At 69.8% G+C, this 15,705-nt stretch carries 13 protein-coding genes and 2 tRNA genes; 13 read left to right on the top strand and 2 right to left on the bottom strand.

What is annotated here, in order from left to right:
• The first annotated feature begins 485 nt into the window (after positions 1 to 485).
• Complete coding sequence (locus Q0994_RS00575; protein ID WP_299527466.1) at positions 486 to 680, top strand: hypothetical protein; 195 nt, start codon at positions 486 to 488, stop codon at positions 678 to 680.
• Between the two features lie 270 nt (positions 681 to 950).
• Here the strand turns inward: Q0994_RS00575 and Q0994_RS00570 are convergent.
• Positions 951 to 1,024, bottom strand: a tRNA-Gly gene (locus Q0994_RS00570).
• A gap of 239 nt (positions 1,025 to 1,263) precedes the next feature.
• Between Q0994_RS00570 and Q0994_RS00565 the strand changes: the two genes are divergently transcribed.
• From Q0994_RS00565 to clpX, 5 genes are all read left to right on the top strand, one after another.
• Positions 1,264 to 1,340, top strand: a tRNA-Pro gene (locus tag Q0994_RS00565).
• 150 nt (positions 1,341 to 1,490) lie between these two features.
• Complete coding sequence (tig, locus tag Q0994_RS00560; RefSeq protein ID WP_299527464.1) at positions 1,491 to 2,891, top strand: trigger factor; 1,401 nt, start codon at positions 1,491 to 1,493, stop codon at positions 2,889 to 2,891.
• 264 nt (positions 2,892 to 3,155) lie between these two features.
• The gene (locus tag Q0994_RS00555; RefSeq protein WP_299528111.1) at positions 3,156 to 3,761 is read left to right on the top strand and encodes an ATP-dependent Clp protease proteolytic subunit; all 606 of its coding nucleotides are present in this window, start codon (positions 3,156 to 3,158) and stop codon (positions 3,759 to 3,761) included.
• Positions 3,762 to 3,840: 79 nt separating this feature from the next.
• Entirely contained in the window at positions 3,841 to 4,524 is a 684-nt protein-coding gene (locus Q0994_RS00550; protein WP_299527462.1) for an ATP-dependent Clp protease proteolytic subunit, read from the top strand.
• 156 nt (positions 4,525 to 4,680) lie between these two features.
• Positions 4,681 to 5,979 (top strand): ATP-dependent Clp protease ATP-binding subunit ClpX, encoded by a 1,299-nt coding sequence (gene clpX / locus Q0994_RS00545; protein WP_299527460.1) that lies wholly within the window; start codon positions 4,681 to 4,683, stop codon positions 5,977 to 5,979.
• Between the two features lie 86 nt (positions 5,980 to 6,065).
• Here the strand turns inward: clpX and Q0994_RS00540 are convergent, their stop codons facing one another.
• Entirely contained in the window at positions 6,066 to 7,082 is a 1,017-nt protein-coding gene (locus tag Q0994_RS00540; protein WP_299527458.1) for a hypothetical protein, read from the bottom strand.
• A gap of 135 nt (positions 7,083 to 7,217) precedes the next feature.
• On the opposite strand from Q0994_RS00540, the gene Q0994_RS00535 reads away from it, so the two are divergent.
• The 7 genes from Q0994_RS00535 to mreD all read left to right on the top strand — a co-directional run bounded on the left by Q0994_RS00535 (position 7,218) and on the right by mreD (position 15,667).
• Positions 7,218 to 9,839, top strand: a complete 2,622-nt coding sequence (locus Q0994_RS00535; protein ID WP_299527456.1) for a valine--tRNA ligase — start codon at positions 7,218 to 7,220, stop codon at positions 9,837 to 9,839.
• Between the two features lie 134 nt (positions 9,840 to 9,973).
• Positions 9,974 to 11,506 (top strand): folylpolyglutamate synthase/dihydrofolate synthase family protein, encoded by a 1,533-nt coding sequence (locus tag Q0994_RS00530; RefSeq protein ID WP_299527454.1) that lies wholly within the window; start codon positions 9,974 to 9,976, stop codon positions 11,504 to 11,506.
• Between the two features lie 6 nt (positions 11,507 to 11,512).
• A complete protein-coding gene (locus Q0994_RS00525) occupies positions 11,513 to 11,878 on the top strand; it encodes a DUF4233 domain-containing protein (protein WP_299527452.1) in 366 nt (121 codons plus the stop codon).
• A 224-nt stretch (positions 11,879 to 12,102) separates the two neighbouring features.
• Positions 12,103 to 12,516 carry a nucleoside-diphosphate kinase gene (gene ndk / locus Q0994_RS00520; protein ID WP_299527450.1) on the top strand — a complete coding sequence of 138 codons (414 nt, stop codon included), beginning with the start codon at positions 12,103 to 12,105 and terminating at the stop codon, positions 12,514 to 12,516.
• Positions 12,517 to 12,806: 290 nt separating this feature from the next.
• Positions 12,807 to 13,826: a rod shape-determining protein gene (locus Q0994_RS00515; protein ID WP_124717728.1), complete on the top strand. Its 1,020-nt coding sequence runs from the start codon at positions 12,807 to 12,809 to the stop codon at positions 13,824 to 13,826.
• Positions 13,827 to 13,927: 101 nt separating this feature from the next.
• Positions 13,928 to 14,995, top strand: a complete 1,068-nt coding sequence (mreC, locus tag Q0994_RS00510; RefSeq protein ID WP_299527447.1) for a rod shape-determining protein MreC — start codon at positions 13,928 to 13,930, stop codon at positions 14,993 to 14,995.
• A gap of 9 nt (positions 14,996 to 15,004) precedes the next feature.
• On the top strand, positions 15,005 to 15,667 hold the full coding sequence (gene mreD / locus Q0994_RS00505; protein WP_299527445.1) for a rod shape-determining protein MreD: 663 nt from the start codon (positions 15,005 to 15,007) through the stop codon (positions 15,665 to 15,667).
• Positions 15,668 to 15,705: the final 38 nt, after the last annotated feature.

Below are 15,705 nucleotides of genomic sequence, written 5' to 3'. Positions count from 1 at the left end.
TGTCGCTCGCCGTCGGTAAAACGCACCGGAGTAATTGCGTCTGCCCACTCAATCAAATGGGAAACCACCGAAAAGCGACCGTTATGACCATCTTTGCACCCGTCAAAAGGTGCATAACGCCGGGGTGCTGAGGCGTCTGAATTACGTGAGCTGTGACACGCCGAGTGCGGGTGAAAGAAATGTGGCGATACGGAAATGATCTTCCGGGGCGCAGGGGGAATCCGTGCGGAGCCGACGCCGTGCGGCGGGCGTCGCCGGAAGCCGTGAACTCCGTGTGCGGCGGGCCCCGTACGCCCCTCGCGGTGTCCCCGCGGGGGACCGGGCCGCAGAGGCTCCGGCGCCCAGGATGGCGAAATCCAGTCAGGTCTGACCGTCACCCCGCAGCACTCACAGGGGAGTTGGTGGCACGATGGTCCGGACGGAGGGCCTGCGACGAGGCATGCCCCCGGGCCGGCAAGGCGGACCGACCGAGGGTGTGAGCAGTCGTGGCCATTTCACTGTCTGTGGTGCTGATGTTGGCGATCATCCTGGTGGTGCTGATCCGAGGTGGATCCATCAAGGCCGGGCCTGCGGTCGTCGCGATTCTCTTCGGCTTCTTCCTGGCGTCGACGGGCATGGCGCCCGCGATCAACAGGTTCATGAACTCGATAGCCGAGACCGTCAACCAGATCAGCTTCTGACGGCTGCGGTTCCGGGCTGCGGCCCCGGCGGCCGGCGGTCCTGTCGCGCGGCCTTCTGGCGTGCTCCCGGCGGGCAGCCGCCCGGGGGCGGCGCTTCCGTGCGCCCCCGCAGAGCCGCCCGGTGCCCCGTGCGCCCCACGGGGCGCCCCCGGCTGCTCCGTCGCACCTCGAAGGCTTCCGTGCGCCCCTGACGCCCGCGTGCGTGGCCCGCGTACGCGAGAGGCCCGGTCCGCAGTCAGTGACTGACTGCGGACCGGGCCTCTCGGGCGTTGGAGCGGGCGACGGGAATCGAACCCGCGTAGCTAGTTTGGAAGACTAGGGCTCTACCATTGAGCTACGCCCGCATGCCGCACCGGTGGTCGCGCGGACCGCCGTGTACGAAGAGCATCGTAGCGGGTCCGCGGCGCCGGTCGCACACCCGATACGCCGGGGCCGTCCCGTGCACCTGTTTCCCGCCGTCGCGTTCCGGCCGGAGCGTCCCGCGCACGGCCCGTGTCCGCCTCCGGACCGCCCGTGTCCGGAGCGTTGCGGGAAAAGCGTCCGTTGCACCCCGTTTCTGCATGTACCCTACGTGTCGCACCGACGGGGTGTGGCGCAGCTTGGTAGCGCGTCCGCTTTGGGAGCGGAAGGTCGTCGGTTCGAATCCGGCCACCCCGACCACCAGGAAGATCGCATTGGGGTTGTCCTGCCCCTTGCCGTTACTATGCAAATTGCGTGCCCGTGTGTCCCATGAACCGGGCCCGGTCAGCGAAGCCGCCGTTCGGCGGCCCAGCGGAACCCAGAGAAGTCAGCCCCCAAGGAGACCGAACCGTGAAGAGCGCCGTGGAGACCCTGAACCCGACCCGGGTTCGGCTCAGCATCGAGGTGCCCTTCGAGGAGCTCAAGGACAGCCTCGACGCGGCGTACAAGAAGATCAACCAGCAGGTCACGGTGAAGGGCTTCCGCAAGGGCAAGATCCCGGCCCGCGTCATCGACCAGCGGTTCGGCCGCGGCGCCGTTCTGGAGGAGGCCGTCAACGACGCCCTCCCGAAGTTCTACACCGAGGCTGTCAACGAGGGTGAGCTGAACGTCCTCGGCCAGCCCGAGGTCGACATCACCGAGCTGAAGGACGGCGAACTGCTCTCCTTCACCGCCGAGGTCGACGTCCGCCCCGAGATCGAGATCCCGGACTACTCCGGCATCGAGGTCACCGTGGACGCCCTCGAAGTCAGCGACGAGGACGTCGACAAGGCCGTGGAGCAGCTCCGTGAGCGCTTCGCCTCCACCAACCCGGTCGAGCGCGCCGCGGCCGAGGGCGACGTCGTCACCATCGACCTCGAGGCCAAGGTCGACGGCGAGGTCCTGGAGGACGGCGTCGCGTCCGGTGTCTCGTACACCATCGGTTCCGGCGAGCTCCTCGACGGCATCGACGAGGCCGTCACCGGCCTGGAGGCCGGCGGCGAGGCGACCTTCGCCTCCGAGCTGAAGGGCGGCTCCGCCGAGGGCAAGGAGGCGGAGGTCACCGTCAAGGTCACCGCCGTCGCCGCCCGCGAACTGCCCGAGCTGGACGACGACTTCGCCCAGACCTCCAGCGAGTTCGACACGCTGGAGGACCTGCGGGCCGACAGCCGCAAGCGGCTGGAGACCACCAAGCAGTACGACCAGGCCACCCAGGCCCAGGAGCGCGTCCTGGACGAGCTGCTGAAGCTCGCCGAGGTGCCGATCCCGGAGAAGCTGCTCGCGGACGAGATCCAGACCCGCAAGCACAACCTGGAGCACCACCAGCTCGGTCAGATGGGTCTCGACCTGGAGAAGTTCCTGGAGATCCAGGGCAAGACCCTCGAGGAGTTCGAGGCCGAGACGTCCGAGCAGGCCGTCAAGGGCATCAAGACCCAGTTCATCCTCGACGAGATCGTCAACAAGGAGAAGCTGAACGTCAACCAGGAGGAGCTCACCGAGCACCTCATGCGGCGCGCGGCCTCCTCCGGCATGTCCCCCGACCAGTTCGCCCAGGCGGTCGTCGAGGGCGGCCAGGTCCCGATGCTGGTCGGCGAGGTCGCCCGCGGCAAGGCGCTCGCGACGGTCGTCGAGGCCGCCAAGGTCGTCGACACCAACGGTGACGTCGTGGACCTGTCGGACGACGAGGACGAGACCACCGAGGGTGCCGAGGCCGTGGAGGCCGCCGACGCCCCGGCCGAGGACGCCAAGTCCGAGGAGAAGACGGAGGCCTGAGCCTCCCGCCGATCCGCACGACGGGCTCCGGACGCATCGCGCCGTCCGGAGCCCGTCGGCGTATCGCCGCGACGCCCGGAACCCTTGTGCGGACTGCGGACCTTGCGCTCCCAGCGAACAGTTGCGGAAGCGGGATGGCGTTGTCCCACCTGCGCGTTAGGGTCCATGAAGAGGAAGGGTCGGGGAGTCCCGGCCCACCCGGTACGAAGACGCTGAGACGGCCGGAGCCGTCAGAGACGAGCAGGTGGATACGTGACGAATCTGATGCCCTACGCCGCCGGAGAGCCGTCCCTCGGTGGAGGCCTCGGCGACCAGGTCTACAGCCGACTCCTCGGCGAGCGCATCATCTTCCTCGGTCAGCAGGTCGACGATGACATCGCCAACAAGATCACCGCACAGCTGCTGCTCCTTGCCGCCGACCCGGACAAGGACATCTACCTCTACATCAACAGCCCCGGCGGTTCGGTGACGGCGGGCATGGCGGTCTACGACACCATGCAGTACATCCCGAACGACGTCGTCACCATCGGTATGGGCATGGCCGCCTCGATGGGCCAGTTCCTGCTCACCGGCGGCGCCGCGGGCAAGCGCTTCGCGCTCCCGAACACCGACATCCTGATGCACCAGGGCTCGGCCGGCATCGGCGGTACGGCCTCGGACATCAAGATCCAGGCCCAGTACCTGCTGCGTACCAAGACGCGGATGGCGGAGATCACCGCCCGCCACTCCGGCCAGAGCGTCGAGACGATCATCCGCGACGGCGACCGCGACCGCTGGTACACCGCCGAGGAGGCCAAGGAGTACGGCCTCATCGACGAGATCATCACGTTCGCGTCGGGCATCCCGGGCGGCGGCGGCACCGGCGCCTGATCCGGTTCATCCGGACCGGCTCCGCACACCCGCTCACCTCTCGTACGCCGAGACTCCCAGCCCACAGAACGCCACCAGGATGGTGAAGACCCACATGAACAACTTCCCCGGCGCCTCCGCGAGCGGCCTCTACACCGGCCCGCAGGTGGACAACCGCTACATCGTGCCGCGCTTCGTGGAGCGCACCTCGCAGGGCGTGCGCGAGTACGACCCGTACGCGAAGCTCTTCGAGGAGCGCATCATCTTCCTCGGCGTGCAGATCGACGACGCGTCGGCCAACGACGTGATGGCGCAGCTGATGTGCCTGGAGTCGATGGACCCGGACCGGGACATCTCGATCTACATCAACAGCCCCGGCGGCTCGTTCACCGCGCTCACCGCGATCTACGACACGATGCAGTTCGTGAAGCCGGACATCCAGACGGTCTGCATGGGCCAGGCGGCCTCCGCCGCCGCGATCCTGCTGGCCGCCGGCACCCCGGGCAAGCGCATGGCGCTCCCGCACGCCCGTGTGCTGATCCACCAGCCGTCCTCGCAGACCGGCCGCGAGCAGCTCTCCGACCTGGAGATCGCGGCCAACGAGATCCTGCGCATGCGCAGCCAGCTGGAGGAGATGCTCGCGAAGCACTCCACCACCCCGCTGGAGAAGATCCGCGAGGACATCGAGCGCGACAAGATCCTGACCGCCGAAGACGCCCTGGCGTACGGTCTGGTGGACCAGATCGTCTCCACCCGCAAGACCTCGGCCGGAGCCGCGGTCTGACGTCGGTCTTTCCCCTTGGCACGTTCCGCGGGCGGATCCCGCGCGTGTGAACCGTGCCAAGGGGGGCCCTGATCGGGGCCCGGGCAAGGTACCGTCGGATATGAGGCACCAGGAGTCGCTGAACCAGGCGTCTCCCAGGCGAAGGGGAAGCACCTCGTGGCACGCATCGGTGATGGCGGCGACCTGCTCAAGTGCTCGTTCTGCGGAAAGAGCCAGAAGCAGGTGAAGAAGCTCATCGCAGGTCCCGGTGTGTACATCTGCGACGAGTGCATCGATCTCTGCAACGAGATCATCGAGGAGGAGCTCGCGGAGACCTCCGAGGTCAGGTGGGAAGAGCTTCCCAAGCCGCGTGAGATCTACGAATTCCTCGAGGGGTACGTCGTCGGGCAGGAGCCCGCGAAGAAGGCCCTCTCGGTCGCGGTGTACAACCACTACAAGCGGGTCCAGGCCGGCGAGAACGGCGGGGGTTCGAGCCGCGAGGACGCGATCGAGCTCGCCAAGTCGAACATCCTGCTGCTGGGCCCGACGGGCTCGGGCAAGACGCTGCTGGCGCAGACCCTGGCCCGCATGCTCAACGTCCCGTTCGCCATCGCCGACGCGACGGCGCTGACGGAGGCCGGCTATGTCGGCGAGGACGTCGAGAACATCCTGCTGAAGCTGATCCAGGCGGCGGACTACGACGTCAAGAAGGCCGAGACCGGGATCATCTACATCGACGAGATCGACAAGGTCGCCCGCAAGAGCGAGAACCCGTCGATCACGCGTGACGTCTCCGGCGAGGGCGTCCAGCAGGCGCTGCTGAAGATCCTGGAGGGCACCACCGCCTCCGTGCCGCCGCAGGGCGGCCGCAAGCACCCGCACCAGGAGTTCATCCAGATCGACACGACGAACGTGCTGTTCATCGTGGGCGGCGCCTTCTCCGGTCTGGAGAAGATCATCGAGTCCCGCGCGGGCGCCAAGGGCATCGGCTTCGGCGCGACGATCCGCTCGAAGCTGGAGATCCAGGCGAGCGACCAGTTCCAGGAGGTCATGCCGGAGGACCTGGTGAAGTTCGGGATGATCCCGGAGTTCATCGGCCGCCTCCCCGTGCTGACCTCGGTGCACAACCTGGACCGCGAGGCCCTGCTCCAGATCCTGATCGAGCCGCGCAACGCCCTGGTGAAGCAGTACCAACGGCTGTTCGAACTCGACGGTGTGGAGCTGGAGTTCGAGCGGGAGGCGCTGGAGGCCATCGCCGACCAGGCGATCCTGCGCCAGACCGGTGCCCGCGGTCTGCGCGCGATCATGGAGGAAGTCCTCCAGTCCGTGATGTACGAGGTGCCGTCCCGCAAGGACGTCGCCCGGGTCGTGATCACCCCGGACGTGGTGCGCAACAACGTCAACCCGACGCTGGTCCCGCGCGAGCCGCGCACCATCGGCAAGAACGACGGCGGCCGGCACGAGAAGTCCGCGTAACAGCCGCTCGGAGCGACACCCGTGGGGCCCGGTCAGGACGACCGGGCCCCACGGGCGTTCACGGCGGCGGGGGAGACCCGGCCGGATCAGACCTTGGTGCGCGAGGTGTTGTAGAGCTTCGCCGCCAGATCGGCCACGTCGGCCTGCGGCATGGCCTGGTTCTTCAGCGCCAGCCCCATGTCGATGCCGACCACGATGCCGACCGTGCTGTAGTCCGCCCACACGCAGACGGGCGCCTCGATCGTCGAGGGCCCGTTGGCCGCCGTGCCGTCGCCGCCCGCGTTCTTCACCTTCAGGTTCTGGCACTTCATCAGCGCGCCCTCGAACCCCGCGGGCTCCACGGCCTTCGCCTCGCCGACGAACTCGGCCTTCGTCCCGGCCTCGCCCGCGCCCATGTTGTCCCTGGCGCGGTCGAACGAGCTGTTGATGACGGCCGCCGGATCGGCGATCTCCCCCCAGAAGCCCTGGAGGTTGAGGACCTTGAGGCTCAGGTTCTGCTCGGAGCCGCCCTGGTAGTCGGCCCCGGCGGAGTTCGGGTTCTTGATCCCGGACGCCTCGGCCTTCTTCTTGTCGTCTCCCGTGAGCGGGCCGGCGGCGGTGCCGCTGCTCGACCCCTTCTTGAACTCGCCGACCGACGCGGCCGGCGTCAGCTTGTACCCCTTGGTGGCGTCGGCGACGTCGCTGTTGCTCGCCTTGTCGCCCGACGTCAGGAGGTACGCGCCACCGGCGACGACCGCCAGCGCGACCACGACGGCCGCCACGATCAGCCCGGTCTTCTTCTTGGGCGCGCCGGGTTCCGGCTGGCCGGGGTAGGCCTGCGGGCCGCCGTACGGCGGCGGGGGCTGCTGCCCGTACGGGTTCGGCTGCTGCCCGTAGGGGCCGGGCTGCTGTCCGTAGGGCCCCGGCTGCTGGCCCTGCGGGTATCCGTAGCCCTGCTGCGGCACGCCTTGCGGGGCCTGCGGCGGGTATCCGGGCTGCTGCCCCTGCGGCGGCGTGCCCGGGGGCGGCGGCGGAGCCCCGTACGGGCCCGGCTGCTGCCCGTAAGGGCCGGGCTGCCCCTGCGGCGGCTGCCCCCCGTACGGCCCCGGCTGGTTGTAGCTCATGCGCTGTCCCCTCCAGAATGCTTGTGCGTTCCGCACATCCTGGCCGACGGTGCCCCTGCGTGGGGGACCGGGAGGCACACCGTTACCGAACAAACCGGTTTCGGGGCACCGCTGTGACGCCCCTAAACTGTCCCCGTGACCGAGAACTCATCGCAGCAGCCAGCCAGCACCCCCGAACTGCCGACCCAGTACGCGCCGGCCGAGGTGGAGGGGAAGCTGTACGAGCGCTGGGTGGAGCGCGGTTACTTCGAGGCGGACGAGCACAGCGACAAGCCGCCCTACAGCATCGTCATCCCGCCGCCGAACGTCACCGGCTCCCTGCACCTGGGGCACGCCTTCGAGCACACCCTGATCGACGCCCTGGTCCGACGTAAGCGGATGCAGGGGTTCGAGGCGCTGTACCAGCCCGGCATGGACCACGCCGGCATCGCCACCCAGAACGTCGTCGAGCGCGAGCTCGCCAAGGAGGGCAAGTCCCGCCACGACCTGGGCCGCGAGGCGTTCGTCGAGCGCGTCTGGAAGTGGAAGGAAGAGTCCGGCGGCCAGATCTCCGGGCAGATGCGCCGCCTCGGTGAGGGCGTCGCCTGGTCCCGCGAGCGGTTCACCATGGACGAGGGCCTGTCCAAGGCCGTCCAGACCGTCTTCAAGCGGATGTACGACGACGGGCTGATCTACCGGGCCGAGCGCATCATCAACTGGTGCCCCCGCTGCCTGACCGCGATCTCCGACATCGAGGTCGAGTACCAGGAGGACGACGGCGAGCTCGTCTCCATGACGTACGGCGAGGGCGAGGACACCATCGTCGTCGCCACCACCCGCGCCGAGACGATGCTCGGCGACACCGCCGTCGCCGTCCACCCCGACGACGAGCGGTACCAGCACCTCGTCGGCAAGCAGATCAGGCTCCCGCTGACCGACCGGACCATCCCCGTCGTCGCCGACCACCACGTCGACCCGGCGTTCGGCACCGGCGCGGTCAAGGTGACGCCCGCGCACGACCCGAACGACTTCGAGATCGGCAAGCGCCACGACCTGCCCTTCCTCACGGTCATGGACGAGCGCGCGGTCATCACCGTCCCCGGCCCCTTCGAGGGCCTGGACCGGCTGGAGGCCCGCTCCGCCATCGTCGCCGCGCTGCGCGCCGAGGGCCGGATCGTCGCGGAGAAGCGCCCCTACGTCCACTCCGTCGGCCACTGCTCGCGCTGCAAGACCACCATCGAGCCGCGCCTCTCCCTCCAGTGGTGGGTCAAGGTCGCCCCGCTCGCCGAGGCGGCCGGCGACGCGGTCCGCGACGGCCGCGTCAAGATCCACCCGCAGGAGATGGAGAAGCGCTACTTCGACTGGGTCGACAACCTCCACGACTGGACGATCTCGCGCCAGCTCTGGTGGGGCCACCGCATCCCCGTCTGGTACGGGCCGAACGGCGAGGTCGTCTGCGTCGGACCGGACGACGAGGCGCCCACCGGCGAGGGCTGGACCCAGGACAGCGACGTCCTGGACACCTGGTTCTCCTCCGGCCTGTGGCCCTTCTCCACGCTCGGCTGGCCCGAACAGACCCCCAGCCTCGCGAAGTTCTATCCGAACTCCGTCCTGGTCACCGGCTACGACATCCTCTTCTTCTGGGTCGCCCGGATGATGATGTTCGGCCTGTACGTCAACGACGGCGTCCCGCCGTTCGGCACCATCGTCCTGCACGGCATGGTCCGCGACGAGCACGGCAAGAAGATGTCGAAGTCCTTCGGTAATGTCGTGAACCCGCTGGACTGGATGGACAAGTACGGCTCCGACGCCCTGCGCTTCACCCTCGCGCGCGGCGCCAACCCGGGCACCGACGTGCCGATCGGCGAGGAGTGGGTCCAGGGCTCGGCGAAGTTCTCCAACAAGATCTGGAACGCCACCCGCTTCGCCCTGATGAACGGCGCCACGATCGAGGGCGAGCTGCCGCCGGTCGAGGAGATGTCGGTCACCGACCGCTGGATCCTGTCGCGCCTCAACCGGACCGTCGCGGACGTCGACGCGTTCTACGACGACTTCCAGTTCGCCCGGATCAGCGAGTCCCTGCGCCACTTCGCCTGGGACGAGGTCTTCGACTGGTACGTCGAGCTGTCGAAGACCACGTTCTTCGCCGGCGGCCGTCCCGCCGAGGTCTCCGGCCGCGTCCTCGGCGAGGTCCTGGACGTGATGCTGCGCCTGCTGCACCCGATCGTCCCCTTCGTCACCGAGGCGCTGTGGACCGCGCTCACCGGACGCGAGTCGATCGTCGTCGCCGAGTGGCCGGGCGACTCCGGCTTCCGCGACGACGCCGCGGAGAAGGAGATCGCGCTGGTCCAGCAGGTCGTCACCGAGGTCCGCCGCTTCCGCAACGACCAGGGCCTGCAGCCCGGCCAGAAGGTCCCGGCCCGGCTGACCCTGGACGGCACCGCGCTGGTCCCGCACGAGGCGGCCATCCGCCAGCTGCTGCGGCTCCAGCCGGCCGAGGACGGCTTCCACGCGACCGCGTCGCTGCCGGTCGCCGGAGCCACCGTCGCGCTCGACCTCTCGGGCACCATCGACGTCGAGGCCGAGCGCAAGCGGCTCACCAAGGACCTGGGCGCCGCCGAGAAGGAGAAGGCGCAGGCCACCGGGAAGCTCGGCAACGAGGCGTTCCTGGCCAAGGCGCCGGACAACGTGGTCGACAAGATCCGGGGCCGGCTCGACAAGGCGGAGGCGGACATCGCGCGCATCACCGCCCAACTGGCGCAGTTGCCCCGGAGCTGATCACCTGGGGACGGAGCCCCCGCGCACCCGACCGACCGGGTGGGCGGGGGCTTCGCCGTTCCCCCGGGCGCCGCGCGCCCGTGGCGGGGGCGGGCGCTGCGCGTGTTGTCGGCGCCCATCCGTAGACTGGCCCCGTGAGTGAGCCCCGCCCTTCAGACCGGCACGACGAGTCAGAGTCCGACGACGCCTTCGCGGAGATCGTGGACGAAGCAACCCAGCGTGACCCCGACCTGGCGGTGATCGAGGCCGGGAGCCGGACGCTGCGCACCCAGGGCCCGCCCGTCGGCGACACCACCCCGCCGGCCCGGCCCGCGGACCCGGAGACCGCCGCGGCGCTGCGCGCCGTGGAGGAGGAGCTCGCGGGACGCTGGGGCGAGACCAAGCTCGAACCCTCGGTGGACCGGATCGCGGCGCTGATGGACGTGCTCGGAGAGCCGCAGCGCGCGTACCCGTCGATCCACATCACCGGCACCAACGGCAAGACCAGCACCGCCCGCATGATCGAGGCCCTGCTCAACGCCTTCGACCTGCGCACCGGCCGCTACACCTCGCCGCACGTCCAGTCGATCACCGAGCGGATCAGCCTGGACGGCGTCCCGATCGACCCCGAGCGCTTCGTCGAGACGTACCAGGACGTCAAGCCGTACGTCGACATGGTCGACGCCCAGCAGCCCTACCGCCTCTCCTTCTTCGAGGTGCTCACGGGCATGGCGTACGCGGCCTTCGCCGACGCGCCGGTGGACGTCGCGGTCGTCGAGGTCGGCATGGGCGGCTCGTGGGACGCCACCAACGTGATCGACTCGACGGTCGCCGTGGTCACCCCGATCTCGCTGGACCACACCGACCGGCTCGGCTCCACGCCCGGCGAGATCGCGGGCGAGAAGTCCGGGATCATCAAGCAGGGCGCGACCGTCATCCTGGCCCAGCAGCCGGTGGACGCCGCCCAGGTGATGCTGAAGAAGGCCGTGGAGGCCGACGCGACGGTGGCCCGCGAGGGCATGGAGTTCGGTGTCGTCTCCCGCGAGATCGCGGTCGGCGGCCAGTTGCTGACGCTGCGCGGCCTCGGGGGCGCGGCCACCGAGTACACCGAGGTGTTCCTCCCGCTCTACGGAGCGCACCAGGCGCACAACGCGGCCGTCGCCCTGGCGGCGGTGGAAGCGTTCTTCGGCATCGGCGGCGAGCAGGCCCGTTCGCTGGACGTCGACGTGATCCGCACGGCCTTCGCCTCGGTCCGCTCACCGGGCCGCCTGGAGGTCGTCCGCTCCAGCCCCACCGTGGTGCTGGACGCGGCCCACAACCCGGCCGGCGCGGCGGCGGCCGCGGCCGGCGTCTCCGAGGCGTTCAGCTTCTCCCGGCTCATCGGGGTGGTCGGCGCCAGCGACGACAAGGACGTGCGCGGGCTCCTGGAGGCGTTCGAGCCGATCCTCGCGGAGGTCGTCGTCACGCAGAACTCCAGCGGGCGCGCGATGGACGCCGACGCGCTGGCCGCCGTGGCGGTCGAGGTCTTCGGCGACGAGCGGGTGCAGGTCGAGCCGCGTCTCGACGACGCGTTGGAGGCCGCGATCACGCTGGCCGAGGAAGAAGACGAATACGCGGGTGCCGGGGTGCTGGTGACGGGTTCCGTGATCACCGTCGGCGAGGCCCGCGTCCTGCTCGGAAGGGGCTGACCCGCTGTGCGTACGCTCTGCGCCTCGACGCTGATCGGCGAGTTCTTCGTGATCGGGTTCGCCGGGCTCGTCGCCATGAAGTCGGACGACCTGTCGGCCGGCACCGTGTGGACGGTGTGCGGCATCGGCATGGTGCTGTCCGTGCTGCTGTGCGGCATGCTCAGCCGGCCCGGCGGCATCCAGCTCGGCTGGGCGCTCCAGGTCGCGCTGTTCGTCAGCGGCGTGTTCGTGCCGATGATGTTCATCCTCGGGCTGATCTTCGGCGCCCTGTGGTGGGCCTCGGTCCACTACGGCCGCAAGATCGACGAGGCGAAGGCCCGGTGGGCCGCCGCCCAGGAAAACGCCGAGGCCGAAGCCGCCGCCGCGGGCTGAACGGGCGACGCGGCGAACGGGCCGGCGCGCGGGGACCGGGAGCCCCCGCTGCACGCCGGCCGCCGCGCTCCCGCCCGGCCCGGCGCCGAACCGGGCCGTATCCGCCCGTACCCGGCTAAGGGCCGCCCCTGAGGCTGACGCGGAGTAACCCGCGCGTCGGATCGGGAGGCTCCCCCTGTAACCTCACACTCCCCGCCCCCGTCGCCCGCAAGGAGCCGCACGACATGACCCAGCGCACCCTCGTTCTCCTCAAGCCGGACGCCGTCCGGCGTGGGCTGATCGGTGAGATCGTCGGCCGGATCGAGCGCAAGGCGGGCTGGCGGATCACCGCGCTGGAGATGCGCACCCTCGACGGGGACACGCTGGAAGCGCACTACGGCGAGCACAAGGGCCGCCCGTTCTACGAGCCGCTCGTCGAGTTCATGGCCTCCGGCCCGGTCGTCGCCCTGGTGGCCGAGGGCGAGCGGGTCATCGAGGGCGTCCGCGCCCTGGCCGGCCCGACCGACCCGATCGCCGCCGCTCCCGGTTCCGTCCGCGGCGACTTCGGCACCATCACCCGGGAGAACCTCATCCACGCCTCGGACTCGCAGGAGTCCGCGGAGCGAGAACTGAAGCTTTTCTTCCCGGGTCTCTCCTGACGTCGGATCGGCCAAACAGCGCTGGTTGACGGGGGCGACCGAGGTAATTCGGTCGCCCCTCTGCATAGCGCACGCGTTCGCGGGAACGCATCCCCCCGACGTAACGTCACCATGGGTGGAACGGCACGACGTTCCACCCGTCAGGACGAAAGACCCTCGCGCTGTGTCCGTACCACGGCACTACGATGGAATCTTCCACGCCGCAGCGCCACACTCGCCGTCCAGAACAAGCCATTCATCGCTTTCTCGGGAAGGCCCGACGCATCCTCATGGGGAACAAGGGGAACTCAATGTCGTTCATCGGCCGTGACATGGCTATCGACCTCGGGACTGCCAACACGCTGGTGTACGTCAGGGGGCGCGGCATCGTCCTGAACGAGCCGTCCGTCGTGGCCATCAACACCAACACCGGCGGCATCCTGGCGGTCGGTTCCGAGGCCAAGAAGATGATCGGCCGTACGCCCGGCAACATCGTCGCCGTACGGCCCCTGAAGGACGGCGTGATCGCCGACTTCGAGATCACGGAGCGGATGCTCCGCTACTTCATCCTGAAGATCCACAAGCGCCGCTACCTGGCCCGCCCCCGTGTGGTCGTCTGCGTGCCCTCCGGCATCACCGGAGTCGAGCGCCGCGCCGTCATCGAGGCGTCGACCCAGGCCGGCGCGCGCCAGGTGCACATCATCGAAGAGCCGATGGCGGCGGCGATCGGCTCCGGCCTCCCGGTCCACGAGGCCACCGGCAACATGGTCGTGGACATCGGCGGCGGCACCACCGAGGTGGCCGTGATCTCCCTCGGCGGCATCGTCACCGCCCAGTCGATCCGGGTCGCCGGCGACGAACTGGACAACGCGATCATCCAGCACGTCAAGAAGGAGTACTCGCTGCTCCTCGGCGAGCGCACCGCCGAGCAGATCAAGATCACCATCGGCTCCGCGTACGACATGGACAAGGACGAGCACACCGAGATCCGCGGGCGCGACCTCGTCTCCGGCCTGCCCAAGACCGTGGTCATCTCGGCCGCCGAGGTCCGCAAGGCCATCGAGGAGCCGGTCAACGCGATCGTCGACGCGGTGAAGACCACGCTCGACAAGTGCCCGCCGGAGCTGTCCGGCGACGTCATGGACCGGGGCATCGTCCTCACCGGCGGTGGCGCGCTGCTGCGCGGCCTGGACGAGCGGCTGCGCCGCGAGACCGGCATGCCGATCCACATCGCCGAGGACCCGCTGGACTCCGTCGCGCTCGGGTCCGGCAAGTGCGTCGAGGAGTTCGAGGCGCTGCAGCAGGTGCTGGACGCCCAGCCCCGCCGGTAGTCGCACTTCCACGATCTGCCGTGCGGGCGCTGCCGCCCCGCACGGCAGATCGTTGATATACAGGCACGAACATTCCGACGAGGAAGGCACGGCCGCCGCACGTGAGGGACACACGAGAGAGCCGGCTGCTCCTGGTACTGCTGGTCGCCATCGCGTTCGCACTGATCACGGTGGACATCCGCGGGGGCGAGGAGTCGCCGGTGGACGGCGCCCGGCAGGCCGCCGCGACGGTCTTCGGGCCGGTCGAGAACGGTATGGCGGCCGCGGTGGATCCGGTGGGCAACGCCATCGGAGCCGTCCGCGACTCCGGCGACCGGCACGACCGGATCGCCGGCCTGGAGCAGGAGAACGCCGCGCTGAAGGCCAAGCTCGGCAGCGACGCGCGCAACAACAGCCGGGTGCGCCAGCTCGACGCCATGCTGAAGACGGCGAAAACCGGCCAGTACGGCATCAAGGGCGCCGAGGTCATCGCCATAGGGGCGGCCCAGGGCTTCTCCTGGACGATCACCATCGACGCCGGCACCAAGGACGGCATCGCCCGCGACATGACCGTGCTCAACGGCGAAGGGCTGGTCGGCCGGGTCACCACCGTCGGCCCGGACACCGCCACGGTCCTGCTCGCCAACGACCCGGACTTCACCGTCGGCACCCGGATGGAGAGCACCGACGAGCTCGGCTTCGCCACCGGCCAGGGCTCGCGCCCGCTGTCGGTGCAGTTCCTCAACGGCAAGGCCAAGGTGAAGAAGGGCGACCGGCTCGTCACCTTCGGCTCCAGCAGGGACAAGCCGTTCGTGCCCGGCGTCCCGGTCGGCGAGGTCGTCCGGGTGGACCCGTCCGGCGGCGACCTGACCCGCACCGTCTACGTCAAGCCGTTCGTCGGCTTCACCAAGCTCGACATCGTCGGCATCGTCGTGCAGGCGCCCCGCCAGGACCCCCGCGACACCGTGCTCCCCGCCAAGGCGGCCAAGCCGAAGCCCAAGCCCACCCCCACGGTCACCGTGACGGTCCAGCCCAACGGCGACCTCGTGGACGGCAGCGGCAAGGTGGTCGGCAACGTGAACGAGAAGCCCGGCACCGAAGCCGCCGCGGACCCCGACGCCGACGCGACGGGGGCCGACGCGCCCGTGAACGACGTGGCGGCCGACGACGCCGCCACCGACCAGGAGTAGCCGAACGCCATGCGCTTCAACCGGATCCTGCTCTCCGTCCCCCTGGTCGTGGTCGCCCTCGTCGTCCAGGTCTCCGTCCTCGCGCGCCTCCAACTCCCCGGCGCCGTACCCGATCTGCTGCTGCTCACCGTGCTGGCGCTCGCCTTCGTGTACGGACCCGTCAGCGGCGCCCTCATCGGCTTCGGCGCGGGCCTCCTCGCCGACCTCGCGCCGCCCGCCGACCACGCCGCCGGGCGCTACGCGCTGGTGCTCTGCGTCGTCGGCTACCTCGCCGGCCTCGTCCGGCCGGAGAACGGGCGGCTCAAGTCCGCCGCCGGCCCGATGGTCTTCGTGGTCGCCGCCGCGGTCGGCTCGACACTGCTGTACGCGGGCGTCGGCGCCCTCGTGGGCGACACCGCCGCCCGCCATGTGGGCCTCGGCAGCCTGCTGTTCACCGCCGCCGTGTACGACGTGCTGCTGGCGCCCTTCACGGTGCCGCTGATCATGGCGCTCGCCAGACGCACCGAGAACGACCCCGTCGTGGACTCCTCCGGCGGCGGCGACGTCGCCGCCGGGTGGCTGTCCACCGGCACGGGGTTGACCATCGGCGGCCAGCGGGGCGGCCTTCGCGTCAGGGCAGCACGCAACCGCGCCGCGCGCGCGGGCAAGATCAAGGGAGTCAAGCGACTGTGACGGCGGACCAGCACCCGGCCACCGGCTCCACCGGGGCC

The sequence above is a fragment of the uncultured Streptomyces sp. genome, from assembly GCF_947488945.1.
In the GTDB taxonomy this organism is placed as follows: domain Bacteria; phylum Actinomycetota; class Actinomycetes; order Streptomycetales; family Streptomycetaceae; genus Streptomyces.
This window is presented reverse-complemented; position numbering and strand designations above follow the sequence as displayed.